Source organism: Thermus sp., assembly GCF_039793865.1.
In the GTDB taxonomy this organism is placed as follows: domain Bacteria; phylum Deinococcota; class Deinococci; order Deinococcales; family Thermaceae; genus Thermus.
Window position 1 is genome coordinate 14691 of record NZ_JBAMMI010000068.1, and the last position, 13805, is coordinate 28495.

The following is a 13805-nucleotide window of genomic DNA, read 5'->3' on the forward strand; positions in this document are numbered from 1 at the left end:
TTAGCGGGCGAGCTCCAGGTAGTCCAGCACCCTTTCCAGGTCAAAGGGGTTCGGCACCCGGTAGGGCCCGGCGAAGACCGTGGGGGTGCCCCGGAGGCCGAGCCTTAGGGCCAGGGCCCGGTCCGCCTCCACGGGGGCCTGGGCCGAGGGGTCCTTGAGGCAGCGGGCGAAGGCCCCTTCCTCGAGGCCCAGGGCCCGGGCGAGGCCCAGGTAGTCCCCTAGCCTTCCCGCCATCAGGAGGTCGTGGTAGGGCCAGAAGGCCCCCTGCCGGTGGGCGCACTCGCTGGCGATGGCCGCGGGGAGGGCCTCGGGGTGGATCTCCTTCAGGGGAAAGTGGCGGTAGCTCACCCGCACCTCGCCCCGGGCCGCGCGGGCCTTCAGCGCCGGGAGCACCTCCCGGGCCAGGCGCCGGCAGAAGGGGCACTGGAAGTCGGAGAAGACCCGGAGGAAGGGCCCCTTCTCCCCCAGGACCAGCCGGTCCTGGCCGAAGGCCCCTTCCGGGACCTCCCGCGGGGCCACCCGGGCCGAGACCTCCTCCCCCAGGGCGAGCTCCAGGAGGAACTCCTCCCCCAGGCCCAGGGTGAGGCGCCTTCCCCAAAGGGCTCCCCGGTTCTTCCCGTACCAGTCCAGGAAGGGCCCTCCGTACCCGAGCCCCGTGGCCTTCTCCAGGAGGCGGGCCAGGAAGGGGGCGTTCTCGGGGCCAAGGTAGCGTGCGGCGAGGAGGCGTCCCCCCTTGGCCTCCACCTCCACCCGGGCCCCGGGGGGGAGAGGGCCCAGGGCCTTTTGGAACTCCTCCACCGGCCTTCCCACCTGGGCCAGGGCGAGGCCCACCAGGGGCAGGAGCCAGAAGGGCCTCATACCCGGAAGAACCCTTCCACGGGCAGGACGAAGACCACGGCTCCCCCCACCTGCACCTCCACGGGCTGGGCCAGGAAGGGGTCGGGGGCCTCGGAGAGGGGCAGGCCCCGGGTCACCAGGCGGGTGCGGGTGCGGCACTTCTCCCGGATGAGGTCCAGGACTTCCTCCACCCGGTCGTCCTCGAGGCCGATGAGGAGGGTGGTGTTCCCCTCCCGCAAGAACCCCCCGGTGGAGGCGAGCTTGGTGGACTGGAGGCCCCGCTCCAAGAGGGCCTTGGTGAGGCCGGGGGCGTCCGTGTCCTGCACGATGGCGATGACCAGCTTCATTGAAGCTCATTGTACACCCGGTGCCAGTCCTGCAGGCTCTGGGCCTCCAGGCTCCCTTCCCTTGCCCGCAGGATGGCCTTCAGGCTCCACCAGGCCCCCTCCCGGGTGGTGACGAAGGGGAGGCCCCGCTCCACCGCCCGCCTGAGCTCGGGGTGGGGGACGAGGCTGATGAGGAGGTCGTAGTCCTCCCCCTCGGTGAGGGCGAAGCCCGCCTCCCGGTAGAGGGCCACGAGGTCTTTCAGGCCCTCCCCGATGAACCGCACCCGGCCCGAGAGGGGAAGGCGCTGCCCGGCCCCAAGCTCCGCCTTGTAGTAGGCCAGGTAGGGGTCCCGGTCTATCCCCATGCTCTCCCCGGTGGAGCGCATCTCCGGCCCCAGGACCGGGATGACCCCGGGGAACTTGATCCAGGGGATGACCACCTCCTTCACCGCGTAGTAGGGCGGGGTGGGGTCCAGGTCGCGGACGCCGAGCTCCCTCAGGGTCTTGCCCACGGCCACGAGGGCGGCGAGCTTGGCCAGGGGCACCCCGATGGCCTTGGACACGAAGGGCACGGTGCGGCTCGCGCGGGGGTTGGCCTCGAGGACGTACACCTCCTCCCCGAGCACCGCGTACTGGACGTTGAGAAGCCCCCGCACCCCAAGGCCTAAGGCCAGGCTTCGGGTGTAGTCCCGCACCTTGCGCAAGGCCTCTTCCGGCACGTGGACCGGGGGGAGGATCGTGGCCGAGTCCCCGGAGTGGACCCCGGCCCGTTCCACGTGCTCCATCACCCCGGCGATCATCACCTCCTCCCCGTCGGAGAGGGCGTCCACGTCCAGCTCTATGGCCCCTTCCAGGTACCGGTCCAGGAGGATGGAGGGCTTCTCCTGGAGGGGCTCGTAGACCTCCTCCAGGTAGCGCCCGAGGTCCTCGGGGCTCCAGAGGACCCGCATGGCCCGCCCGCCCAGGACGTAGCTCGGCCTCGCCAGGAGGGGAAAGCCCACCTCCTCCGCGAGCCTCATGGCCTCCTCGGGGCTTTGGGCCACCCGGCCCTCGGGCTGGGGGATGCCGAGCCTCTGGCAGAGGGCGTGGAAGGCCTCCCGGTCCTCCGCCAGGTGGATGGCGCTAAAGGGGGTGCCGAGGAGCCTCACCCCGGCCTCCTCCAGGCCCCGGGCGAGCCTCAAGGGGGTCTGCCCTCCCAGGGTGGCGATGACCCCCAGGGGCTTCTCGTGCTCCACCAGGTTCAGGACGTCCTCCAGGGTCAGGGGCTCAAAGTAGAGGCGGTCCGCGGTGTCGTAGTCGGTGGAGACCGTCTCGGGGTTGGAGTTCACCATGATGGTCTCAAACCCCGCCTCCTTCAGGGCCCAGACGGCGTGGACCGTGGCGTAGTCAAACTCCACCCCCTGGCCGATCCTTATGGGCCCCGAGCCCAGGATCACCACCTTGGGCTTCTCCGAGGGCCAGACCTCGTCCTCCAGCTCGTAGGTGGAGTAGTGGTAGGGGGTGTAGGCCTCAAACTCGGCGGCGCAGGTGTCCACGGTCTTGTAGACGGGCGCCACCCCGAGGGCCTTCCTCTCCTCCCGCACCGCCTTCTCGCTCTTCCCGAGAAGCTCCCCAATCCTCCGGTCGGGAAGCCCCAGGGCCTTGTAGAAGCGGTAGTCCTCCCGGTCCTTGGGGGGGTGGGTCTTGAGCCACTCCTCGGCCTCCACGATCTCCTTCATCTGGTGGAGGAACCAGGGGTCTATCTGGGTGGCCTGGTAGAGCTCCTCCACGGGCATCCCCCGCCTAAGGAGCTCCATGACGGCGTAGATGCGGTCGGGGTTGGGGTAGAGCTTCTTCTCCAGGTCCTCCGTCCTCACCCCGGCGAGGGCCCTCACGTCCCGCTCCAGGCCCCTTAGGGCCTTCTTTAGGGCCTCCTTGAAGGTGCGGCCCATGGCCATCACCTCCCCCACGCTTTTCATCTGGGTGGAAAGCTCGTCCCTTAGCCCCCCCAGGGTGTTCGGGAGGTCCTGGAACTTCTCAAAGGCGAAGCGGGGGATCTTCACCACCACGTAGTCAATGGTGGGCTCAAAGGAGGCCGGGGTCTTGCGGGTGATGTCGTTGGGAAGCTCGTCTAAGCGGTAGCCCACGGCGAGGAGGGCGGCGATCTTGGCGATGGGGAAGCCCGTGGCCTTGGAGGCGAGGGCCGAGGAGCGGGAGACCCTGGGGTTCATCTCGATGACCACCATCCGCCCCGTCTTGGGGTGGAGGGCGAACTGGATGTTGGACCCCCCCGTCTCCACCCCGATCTCCCGGATGATGGCCTTGGCGGCGTCCCGCATGCGCTGGTACTCGGCGTCGGAGAGGGTCTGGGCCGGGGCCACGGTGATGGAGTCCCCGGTGTGGACCCCCATGGGGTCCAGGTTTTCGATGCTGGTGATGATGACCACGGTGTCGGCGTGGTCCCGCATCACCTCAAGCTCAAACTCCTTCCAGCCTAGGACCGACTCCTCCACCAAGGCGGTGTGCACGGGGGAGAGGAGGAGGCCCCGCCCCAGGACCTCCTTTAGCTCCGCCTCGTCCTTGGCGATGCCGCCTCCTGTGCCCCCCAGGGTGAAGGAGGGGCGCACCACCACGGGGAAGCCCACCTCCCGGGCGAAGCGGAGGCCTTCCTCCACGCTCCCCACCATCCGGCCCCGGGGCACCTCGAGGCCGATCCGCCGCATGGCCTTCTGGAACTCTTCCCGGTCCTCCCCCTTCCGGATGGCCTCGGCCTTGGCCCCGATGAGCTCCACACCATACTTTTGCAGGATGCCCTCCTCGTGGAGGGCCATGGCCAGGTTGAGGGCGGTCTGCCCCCCCAGGGTGGGGAGGAGGGCGTCGGGGGCCTCCTTGGCCAGGATCTTCTCCAGGGAATCTAGGGTGAGGGGCTCGATGTAGGTGCGCTCGGCGAGCTCGGGGTCGGTCATGATGGTGGCGGGGTTGGAGTTCACCAGGACCACCTCGTACCCCGCCCCCCTTAAGGCCTTCACCGCCTGGGTGCCCGAGTAGTCAAACTCCGCGGCCTGCCCGATGGTGATGGGCCCGGAACCGACGATGAGGATTTTCTTGAGGTCTCTTCTCGGCGGCATCGCGTACCCGAGGGATGAGCTTAGCACAAGAGGCGGGGGACGCCAAGTTATACCATATATCGGGGTGAAAGTGCATAATCTTGCGGGAGGGCCGGGGCCTCCTTGGGCTATACTGGCCCCATGCGCAAGGTCCGCCCCGAGGAGCTTCCCGCCCTCCTCCAGGCCGGGGTGAAAGCGGTGGACGTCCGCCCCCCGGACAAGCGGCACACGCCCTTGCCCTTCCCCGCGGAGTGGATTCCTCTGGAGAAGATCCAAAAGGGAGAGCACGGCCTGCCCCGGGTCCCCCTTCTCCTGGTCTGCGAGAAGGGCCTCCTGAGCCAGGTGGCCGCCCTTTACCTGGAGGCCGAAGGCTACGAGGCCATGAGCCTCGAGGGCGGCCTCCAGGCCTTGACGCAAGGGAAGTAGCCCCGTAGAATGGCGGATGCTGAGCGTGGTGAGCGTAGCTCAGCTGGTCAGAGCACCGGACTGTGGATCCGGGGGTCGTGGGTTCAAGTCCCATCGCTCACCCCAATCCCGCCACCCCGAGGGGGGTGGTATTTTAAAGGGGGGCCTCGCCCTCCCTTGCGAGGATGGCGGAACCGGTAGACGCGCCGGACTTAGGATCCGGTGGGGCAACCCGTGCGGGTTCAAGTCCCGCTCCTCGCACCACCCGGGCGGGGTCCCCTTTTCTGGCGAGGTGAGGCGTGGCGGAGATCCTGGAGCGTTCCGGTTATCTGGTTAGGGTCCGGGTGGAGGTCCCGGCGGAGAAGGTGGAGGCCAGCTACCAGGCCCTGCTCAAGGACCTGGCGAGGCGGGTGCGGATCCCGGGCTTCCGCCCGGGCAAGGCCCCTCTCAAGGTGGTGGAGGCGCGCCTGGGGCGGGAGGAGCTCATGGCCGACCTCAAGGAGCGCCTGGTGGAGGAGACCTACCCCAAGGCGGTGCGGGAGCTTGGGCTCCTTCCCGTGGCGGCCCGGGTGGTGGAGGAGGAGCTTCGGGAAGGGGAGGGCTTCCGCTACGTGGCCGAGGTGGAGAACTACCCCGAGGTGAGGCTTCCCGACTGGCGGGGCTTCGCCCTGGAGGTTCCCCGCCCCGAGGTCACCGAGGAGATGGTGGAACGGGCCCTGGAGGAGCTTCGCCAGCGCTACGCCGAGCTTGTACCCGTGGAGCGGGAGGCTCAGGAGAGGGACCACGTCTACGTGCGCACCGAGGAGGGGGTGGAGTTTCCCATTGACCTCTCCAAGGCCCTGCCCCACGTGCGGGAGGCCCTCCTCGGCAAGAAGGCGGGGGACGTGGTCCCGGTCCCCGTGCTGAACGAAAAGGGCGAGAAGGTGCGGGAGGTGAGGACCGAGGTCCTGGCGGTGAAGACCCTGGAGCTCCCCGAGCTGGACGAGGAGTTCGCCAAGACCCTGGAGGCGGAAAGCCTCGAGGACCTCAGGGCCAAGGTGCGGGAAAGCCTCCTGCGCCAGGCGGAGGCCCAGTACCAGGAGGCCAGGGAGCGGGCCTTCCTGGAGAAGCTCGCCGAGGGCCTGGAGGCCGAGATCCCCCCCTCCATGCTGGAGGCCGAGGAGCGCCACCTCCTGGAGCGCCTGGCCAAGGACCTCTACCAAAAGGGGGTGAACCTCGAGGCCTACCTCGAGGCCCTGGAGGCGAAGGGGGAGCTAGCGAAGTTCAAGGAGGAGCTCCGCCAGGAGGCCCTGAAGGAGGTCCGCCGCTCCCTGGCCAAGAAGAAGCTCGCCGAGGAGCTTCGTCCCGGGCTCACGGAGGAGGAGTGGCAGGCCTACCTCCAAGGGGTGGCCCGCTCCTACGGGCTCAGCGTCCCGGAGCTAAAGGAGGAGTTCGGGGAGCGTGGCCTGGAAACGCTAAAGGCCGCTTACCTCCAGGAAAAGGCCCTGCGCCTGGCCCTGGCCGAGCTCCCCTAAGGTGGCCCAGGGGGGTTTTCCCCCAGGGCTTGCCGCTACAATGGGAGGCGGTATGGTGATCCCCTACGTCATTGAGCAGACCGCCCGCGGGGAGCGGGTCTACGACATCTACTCCCGCCTCCTCAAGGACCGCATCATCTTCCTGGGCACCCCCATAGACGCCCAGGTGGCCAACACCATCGTGGCCCAGCTCCTCTTCCTGGACGCCCAGAACCCCAACCAGGAGATCAAGCTCTACATCAACTCCCCCGGGGGCGAGGTGGACGCGGGCCTCGCCATCTACGACACCATGCAGTTCGTCCGGGCCCCCGTGTCCACCATCGTCATCGGCCTGGCGGCCAGCATGGCCGCGGTGATCCTGGCGGCGGGGGAGAAGGGGCGGCGCTACGCCCTGCCCCACTCCAAGGTGATGATCCACCAGCCCTGGGGCGGGGTGCGGGGCACGGCCAGCGACATCGCCATCCAGGCCCAGGAGATCCTGAAGGCCAAGAAGCTCCTCAACGAGATCCTGGCCAGGCACACCGGCCAGCCCCTGGAGAAGGTGGAGAAGGACACGGACCGGGACTACTACCTCTCGGCCCAGGAGGCCCTGGAGTACGGCCTCATCGACCAGGTGGTGACCCGTGAGGAAGCCTAGGCCCCATTGCAGCTTCTGCGGGAGGCGGCCTCCCGAGGTGGGGCGGCTTCTGGAAAGCCCCATTGAGGACGTCTACATCTGCGAGGACTGCGTGGAGCGGGCCCAGGAGATCCTGGCCCAGGAGGGGCGCTCCGCCCCCAAGGGGCCAAGCCGCCTGCCCAAGCCCCAGGAGATCAAGGCCCACCTGGACCAGTACGTGGTGGGGCAGGAGGCGGCGAAGCGGGCCCTAAGCGTGGCGGTCTACAACCACTACAAGCGCCTCCTCCACCCCGAGGCGGAGATCGGCAAGTCCAACATCCTCCTCATCGGCCCCACCGGCACGGGCAAGACCCTCCTCGCCGAGACCCTGGCCCGCTTCCTGGAGGTGCCCTTCGCCATCGCCGACGCCACCACCCTCACCGAGGCCGGGTACGTGGGCGAGGACGTGGAGAACGTCCTCCTGCGCCTTTTGCAGAACGCCGACTTCGATGTGGAGCGGGCGGAGATGGGGATCGTCTACATCGACGAGATCGACAAGATCGCCCGCAAGTCGGAAAACCCCTCCCTCACCCGGGACGTCTCCGGGGAGGGGGTGCAGCAGGCCCTTCTGAAGATCATTGAGGGGACCATCGCCAACGTCCCGCCCCAGGGGGGGAGGAAGCACCCCCACCAGGAGTTCATCCCGGTGAACACCAAGAACATCCTCTTCATCCTGGGCGGGGCCTTTGAGGGGCTGGAGAACATCGTCAAGGCCCGGGTGGGCCAGACGGCCATCGGCTTCACCGGGGGGCGGAAGGAGCGGGAGGAGCCCTTGGAGGTCCTCCCCGAGGACCTGGTGAAGTTCGGCATGATCCCCGAGTTCGTGGGCCGGGCCCCCCTCATCGTCCAGCTCCACCCCCTTTCCGAGGACGACCTGGTGCGCATCCTCACCGAGCCCAAGAACGCCCTGGTGAAGCAGTACCAGGAGCTCTTCCGCATGGAGGGGATGGAGCTCCGCTTCACCCAGGCGGCCCTCAAGGAGGTGGCCCGGCGCGCCCTCAAGCGGGGCACCGGGGCGCGGGGCCTCAGGGCCATCCTGGAGAAGGCCATGGTGGACCTGATGTTTGAGGCCCCGGGGAGCGGGGTGCGGGAGCTCGTGGTGGACCTCCCCCACCTGGACAACCCCCTGAAGGCCCTGGAGGAGGCCAAGCTCCGCCAGGCCTCCTAAGCGCCTTCCAGCCTTCGCACCAGCTCCTCTTTCAGGGCGAAAAGCCGCTCCGTGAGGGAGACGTGGTAGACGTGGGGGTTCACGAGCCGCCGCACCCCGGGGTCCAGGAGGGCCACGTCCCGGTCCCGCCTCTCCCTGAGGGCGCTTAGGGGAACAGGGGGGAAAAGGCGCTTTCCCCCGCGGAAGGCCTCCTCCAGGAGGGCCTCGAGGGTGAACTCCCCGGGCCTCAAGGTGCGCCTCTTGGTGGGGTCCGTGGGGTGGCGGAGGGTGAGGGGGGCGTCCTCCCGCACCTCCTCCTCGGCCAGGGCCAAAAGGTCCGCGGTGGCGAGGCCCCGCCCGTCGTAGACCCGGAAGACCCGCTTGTGCCCTGGGTTCAGCACCTTCTCCAGGGAGTCCGAGATCTTCATGGCCGGGGCCCAGGTGCCGTTCTCCCGCACCGCCACCAGCTTGTAGACCATGCCTAAAGCGGGGTAGCCCCAGGAGACCACCATCCTCGTCCCCACCCCGTAGACCAGGCGCCTCAAGAGGTGGTCGGGGTCCACCCCGTAGCGGGGGGCCTCCTCCAGGATCTGGCTTTTGATCTGCCAGATGACGAGCTCGTCCAGGTCCCCGGAAAGCACGACCAGGACCTCGGGGAAGCCCGCCCGGTCTAGCTCCCTTGCCACCTGGATGGCGAGGTAGGCCAGGTCCCCGGAGTCTATCCGCACCCCCACGGGGCGGTGTCCCTTGCGCCTCAGGTCCTCAAAGACCCGGATGGCGTGGGGCAGGCCCGAGTGGAGGGTGTCCACGGTGTCCAGAAGGAGGATGGTGTCGTCGGGGAAGACCTCGGCGAAGGCCCGGAAGGCCTCCTCCTCGGAGTGGCCCAGGGCCAGGAAGGCCTGGACCAGGCTGTGGGCGTGGGTGCCGGAGGAGGGGAGGCCCAGGAGGTGGGAGAGGCTCACGGCGCTAGAGCGGTCCGCCCCCCCGATGAGGCTCGCCCGGGTGGCGCTCTCCCCGCCCTTAGAGGGGGCGCGGCGGAGGCCGAACTCCAGGACCACCGCCTCCCCCGCCGCCTCCCGCACCCGGCTCGCCTTGGTGGCGATGAGGGTCTCGTAGCTCAGGCGGTTCAGGAGAGCGGTCTCCAGGAGCTGGGCCTGGAGGAGGGGGCCCTCCACGCTCACCAGGGGCACCTGGGGGTGGGCCACCCGCCCCTCGGGGAGGGCCCTCAGGGTGAGGCCGGAAAACCCCCCCATGGCCTTCAGGTAGCGGAGGTAGTCCTCGGCGAAGAGAGGCTTCCCCGAGCGGCTTTTTAGCCCGCGGAGGGCCGCGATTTCCTCCTCGCCGAAGCGGGCCTCCTCCATCCAGCCTAGGAGGGGGTCCAGCCCGGCGAAGACGGCGTAGCCCGCCTGGTGGGCCCCGTAGTCGGGGTTTTTCCGGTAGAAGCCCTCAAAGAGGGCCTCCCGCTCGTGGAGGCCCGCGCGGAAGTAGACCTGGCCCATGGTGAGCTGGTAGAGGTCGGTGTAGAGGATGCCGAAGGGGTCCATGGGCCTAGCATATCCCCCCTTTTTTCGCTACACTAGCGGGATATGGTGGAGGTCCACGCCTGTAGCCCCGGTTGCCGCCACCACCTCGGGGGGGCGGGCTGGGGGGACGCCCCCTTGGTGCGCCTCGGCTACAACAAGGAGGCCCGGGCCAAGAAGTTCCCCTATCTCAAGGCCCTTCTGGAAAGGCCCCTGGTCTTTGACGGGGCCATGGGCACCGAGCTCCAGAAAAAGGACCTTACCCCCGAGGACTACGGCGGGGAGGCCTACTTCGGCTGCCCCGAGGTCCTGAACCGCACCCGGCCCGAGGTGGTGCGGGAGGTTCACCTGGCCTACCTCGAGGCCGGGGCCGAGGTCATCGAGACCAACACCTTCGGGGCGCTTCGCCATGTCCTCGCCGAGTACGGCCTGGGGGAGGAGGCGGAGGAACTCGCCTTCCTCGGGGCGAGGATCGCCCGGGAAGCCGCCGACCCTTACGGGGCCTTCGTGGCGGGGGCCCTGGGCCCGGGCACCAAGCTCGTCTCCCTGGGCCAGATCTCCTGGGACGAGCTCTACCGGGCCTACAAGGAGGCGGCCAGGGGGCTTCTAAGGGGCGGGGTGGACCTCATCCTTCTGGAAACGGCCCAGGACATCCTCCAGGTGCGCTGCGCCGTCCTCGCGGCGCGGGAGGCCATGGCCGAGGTGGGCCGGGAGGTGCCCCTCCAGGTCCAGGTGACCTTTGAGGCCACGGGTACCCTCCTCGTGGGCACGGACGAGCAGGCGGCCCTGGCGGCCCTGGAAAGCCTCCCCATAGACGTGGTGGGGATGAACTGCGCCACGGGCCCCGACCTCATGGACAGCAAGGTACGCTACTTCGCCGAGCAGAGCACCCGCTTCGTGTCCTGCCTCCCGAACGCCGGCCTCCCCCGGAACGAGGGGGGGAGGGTGGTCTACGACCTCACCCCCGAGGAGCTCGCCCGGTGGCACCTCAAGTTCGTGGCCGAGTACGGGGTGAACGCCGTGGGGGGGTGCTGCGGCACGGGCCCTGAGCACATCAGGAAGGTGGCCGAGGCGGTGCGGGGGCTTTCCGTACGCCCAAGGCCCAAGACCTTCCCCCCCCAGGTGGCCTCCTTGTACCAGGCGGTCTCCTTGCGGCAGGAGGCGAGCCTTTTTCTCGTGGGGGAGAGGCTCAACGCCACGGGAAGCAAGCGCTTCCGGGAGATGCTCTTTGCCCGCGACCTCGAGGGCATCCTGGCCCTCGCCCGGGAGCAGGTGGAGGAGGGGGCCCACGCCTTGGACCTGAGCGTGGCCTGGACGGGGCGGGACGAGCTTGAGGACCTCAGGTGGCTCCTTCCAAGCCTTGCCACCGCCCTTACCGTTCCCGTCATGGTGGACTCCACCTCCCCCGAGGCCATGGAGCTCGCCCTCAAGCACCTCCCGGGCCGGGTCCTCCTGAACTCCGCCAACCTGGAGGACGGCCTGGAGCGCTTTGACCGGGTGGCCTCCCTGGCCAAGGCCCACGGGGCGGCCCTGGTGGTCCTCGCCATTGACGAGAAGGGGATGGCCAAGACCCGGGAGGAGAAGGTGCGGGTGGCCCTCCGCATGTACGAGCGCCTCACGGAGCACCACGGCCTCCGCCCCGAGGACCTCCTCTTTGACCTCCTCACCTTCCCCATCACCCAAGGGGACGAGGAAAGCCGCCCCCTGGCCAAGGAGACCCTCCTCGCCATGGAGGAGCTTAGGGAGAGGCTTCCCGGGGTGGGGTTCGTCCTCGGGGTCTCCAACGTCTCCTTCGGGCTCAAGCCCCGGGCGAGGCGGGTCCTCAACTCCGTCTTCCTGGACGAGGCGAGGAAAAGGGGCCTCACCGCGGCCATCGTGGACGCGGGGAAGATCCTCCCCATAAGCCAGATCCCCGAGGAGGCCTACGCCCTCGCCCTGGACCTCATCTACGACCGCAGGCGGGAGGGGTACGACCCCCTCCTCGCCTTCATGGCCTACTTTGAGGCCCACCAGGAGGACCCGGGGAAGAAGGAGGACGCCTTCCTCGCCCTTCCCCTCCTGGAAAGGCTCAAGCGCCGGGTGGTGGAGGGGAGGAAGCCAGGCCTCGAGGCCGACCTGGAGGAGGCCCTGAGGGCGGGGCACAAGCCCCTGGACCTCATCAACGGCCCTCTCCTTGCGGGGATGAAGGAGGTGGGGGACCTCTTCGGGGCGGGGAAGATGCAGCTTCCCTTCGTCCTCCAGGCCGCCGAGGTGATGAAGCGGGCGGTGGCCTACCTCGAGCCCCACATGGAGAAGAGGGGGGAGGGCAAGGGCACCCTGGTCCTCGCCACGGTGAAGGGGGACGTGCACGACATCGGCAAGAACCTGGTGGACATCATCCTCAGCAACAACGGCTACCGGGTGGTGAACCTGGGCATCAAGGTGCCCATTGAGGAGATCCTGAAGGCCGTGGAGGCGCATAAGCCCCACGCCGTGGGCATGTCGGGCCTTTTGGTGAAGAGCACCCTGGTGATGAAGGAGAACCTGGAGTACATGCGGGACCGGGGCTACACCCTCCCCGTGATCCTGGGCGGGGCCGCCCTCACCCGGAGCTACGTGGAGGAGCTAAGGGCCATCTACCCCAACGTCTACTACGCTGAGGACGCCTTTGAGGGCCTGAGGCTCATGGAGGAGCTCACGGGCCAGGCCCCTCCCGAGCTCACCCGGAAGGCCCCGCCCAAGCCCAAGCGGGAGGCCCCCAAGGTGGCGCCCCGCTCCCGTCCCGTGGGGGAGGCCCCCGCCGTCCCCAAGCCCCCCTTCTTCGGCGTGCGGGTGGAGGAGGGGCTGGACCTCGCCACCATCGCCCACTACGTGAACAAGCTCGCCCTTTACCGGGGCCAGTGGGGCTATAGCCGCAAGGGGATGGACCGGGAGGCGTGGCAGGCCCTGGTGGAGCGGGAGGCGGAGCCCGTCTTCCAGAGGCTCCTCGAGGAGGCCAGGGAGGAGGGCTGGCTTGCGCCCAAGGTCCTCTACGGCTTCTTCCCCGTGGCCCGGGAGGGGGAGAAGCTTCTCGTCTTTTCCCCGGAGACGGGAGAGGTCCTGGAGCGCTTCCGCTTCCCCCGGCAGAAGGGCGGGGGCCTGAGCCTCGTGGACTACTTCCGCCCCCGGTTTGCCGCGCCTTTGGGGGACGAGGCGGACTGGATGCCCGAGGAGGCCTTCCTAGCGGGGGCCCGGGACGTCCTCGGGGTCCAGCTCGTCACCATGGGGGAGGCCCCCTCCAGGAAGGCCCGGGCCCTCTTTGAGGCTGGGGCCTACCAGGACTACCTCTTCGTCCACGGCTTCAGCGTGGAGATGACCGAGGCCTTGGCGGAGTACTGGCACAAGAGGATGCGGCAGATGTGGGGCATCGCCCACAAGGACGCCACCGAGGTCCAGAAGCTCTTCCAGCAGGGCTACCAGGGGGCCCGCTACTCCTTCGGCTACCCCGCCTGCCCGGACCTCGCCGACCAGGCCAAGCTGGACCGGCTCATGGGCTTCGCCAGGATCGGGGTGCGCCTCACGGAGAACTTCCAGCTGGAGCCCGAGCACGCCACCAGCGCCCTCGTGGTCCACCACCCTGAGGCCCGCTACTTCAGCGTGGACTAGAATGGGGCCATGGGCGAGGCGGCGAAGGCGTTAGAGCTTCTGGACGCCGAGGCCTACCTGGCCCTGGAGGAGCGGTCTCCTGTGCGCCACGAGCTCCTGGAGGGCGTGCCCTACGCCATGGCGGGGGCCACGGAGGCCCATAACCTCATCGTGGGCAACCTCTTTTACGGCCTCCGCCCCCACGCCCGGGCCAAGGGGTGCAGGCTCTTCGTTTCGGACATGAAGCTCAAGGTCTCCTCCCGCACCTTTTACTACCCCGACCTCATGGTCGTGTGCGCGGAAGACCCCCACCCCCTCTATAAGGAGCGCCCCTGCCTAGTGATAGAGGTGCTTTCCGACAGCACCGAGGCCATAGACCGCCGGGAGAAGCTCTGGCGCTACCGGGAGGTTCCAAGCCTTCAGGGCTACCTCCTGGTGGACTCCCGGGAAAGGCGGGTGGAGGGCTACTTCCGCCAGGGGGAGGGCTGGCTCTACCGCTTGTGGGAGGGGGAGGGGGTGGTGGAGGTGCCCTGCCTCGGCGTGGAGCTAAGCCTGGAGGCCATCTACGAAGGGGTGGAGGTCTAGGCGCTCCCGCACGCCCACCGGCATGGCCGCCCCCGAAGCGTAAGCCCATACTCCTTTGGCGCCAATCCCCCTCTCCTGATGGGCAAGCGAGGCTTTGCTCGCAGGGAACCAAGCCCCAAGGAGGTGC

Annotated in this window: 10 protein-coding genes and 2 tRNA genes; 8 read left to right on the forward strand and 4 right to left on the reverse strand. The window is 68.7% G+C overall.

The window, feature by feature from the left end; translation table 11 throughout:
* From ABJK26_RS06500 to carB, 3 genes are read right to left on the reverse strand one after another with little or no spacing between them, the layout of a single operon-like run.
* The gene (locus ABJK26_RS06500; RefSeq protein ID WP_347241471.1) at nucleotides 1-858 is read right to left on the reverse strand and encodes a thioredoxin domain-containing protein; all 858 of its coding nucleotides are present in this window, start codon (nucleotides 856-858) and stop codon (nucleotides 1-3) included.
* On the reverse strand, nucleotides 855-1184 hold the full coding sequence (locus tag ABJK26_RS06505) for a cyclic-di-AMP receptor (RefSeq protein WP_347241472.1): 330 nt from the start codon (nucleotides 1182-1184) through the stop codon (nucleotides 855-857). Before ABJK26_RS06505 ends, ABJK26_RS06500 begins: the two co-directional genes overlap by 4 nt.
* Complete coding sequence (carB, locus tag ABJK26_RS06510) at nucleotides 1181-4270, reverse strand: carbamoyl-phosphate synthase large subunit (RefSeq protein ID WP_347241473.1); 3090 nt, start codon at nucleotides 4268-4270, stop codon at nucleotides 1181-1183. The genes ABJK26_RS06505 and carB overlap by 4 nt, the downstream gene beginning before the upstream one ends.
* A 120-nt stretch (nucleotides 4271-4390) precedes the next feature.
* Here carB and ABJK26_RS06515 point away from each other — a divergent pair, with 120 nt between their 5' ends.
* The 6 genes from ABJK26_RS06515 to clpX all read left to right on the forward strand — a co-directional run bounded on the left by ABJK26_RS06515 (nucleotide 4391) and on the right by clpX (nucleotide 7991).
* A complete protein-coding gene (locus ABJK26_RS06515; RefSeq protein WP_347241474.1) occupies nucleotides 4391-4675 on the forward strand; it encodes a rhodanese-like domain-containing protein in 285 nt (94 codons plus the stop codon).
* Nucleotides 4676-4703: 28 nt separating this feature from the next.
* Nucleotides 4704-4780: transfer RNA gene (locus ABJK26_RS06520), tRNA-His, on the forward strand.
* 53 nt (nucleotides 4781-4833) lie between these two features.
* Nucleotides 4834-4918: transfer RNA gene (locus ABJK26_RS06525), tRNA-Leu, on the forward strand.
* Nucleotides 4919-4953: 35 nt separating this feature from the next.
* Nucleotides 4954-6168 carry a trigger factor gene (tig, locus tag ABJK26_RS06530; RefSeq protein WP_347241476.1) on the forward strand — a complete coding sequence of 405 codons (1215 nt, stop codon included), beginning with the start codon at nucleotides 4954-4956 and terminating at the stop codon, nucleotides 6166-6168.
* 52 nt (nucleotides 6169-6220) lie between these two features.
* Entirely contained in the window at nucleotides 6221-6805 is a 585-nt protein-coding gene (clpP, locus tag ABJK26_RS06535; RefSeq protein ID WP_347241477.1) for an ATP-dependent Clp endopeptidase proteolytic subunit ClpP, read from the forward strand.
* Nucleotides 6792-7991: an ATP-dependent Clp protease ATP-binding subunit ClpX gene (gene clpX / locus ABJK26_RS06540; RefSeq protein ID WP_347241478.1), complete on the forward strand. Its 1200-nt coding sequence runs from the start codon at nucleotides 6792-6794 to the stop codon at nucleotides 7989-7991. The genes clpP and clpX overlap by 14 nt, the downstream gene beginning before the upstream one ends.
* On the opposite strand, the gene ABJK26_RS06545 is transcribed toward clpX, so the two are convergent.
* Nucleotides 7988-9514 carry a nicotinate phosphoribosyltransferase gene (locus tag ABJK26_RS06545; RefSeq protein WP_347241479.1) on the reverse strand — a complete coding sequence of 509 codons (1527 nt, stop codon included), beginning with the start codon at nucleotides 9512-9514 and terminating at the stop codon, nucleotides 7988-7990. The two genes, clpX and ABJK26_RS06545, sit on opposite strands and share 4 nt — an antisense overlap.
* A gap of 42 nt (nucleotides 9515-9556) precedes the next feature.
* Between ABJK26_RS06545 and metH the strand changes: the two genes are divergently transcribed.
* Nucleotides 9557-13114 carry a methionine synthase gene (gene metH / locus ABJK26_RS06550; RefSeq protein ID WP_347241480.1) on the forward strand — a complete coding sequence of 1186 codons (3558 nt, stop codon included), beginning with the start codon at nucleotides 9557-9559 and terminating at the stop codon, nucleotides 13112-13114.
* A 9-nt stretch (nucleotides 13115-13123) separates the two neighbouring features.
* On the forward strand, nucleotides 13124-13678 hold the full coding sequence (locus ABJK26_RS06555) for a Uma2 family endonuclease (protein WP_347241481.1): 555 nt from the start codon (nucleotides 13124-13126) through the stop codon (nucleotides 13676-13678).
* Nucleotides 13679-13805 lie beyond the last annotated feature (127 nt).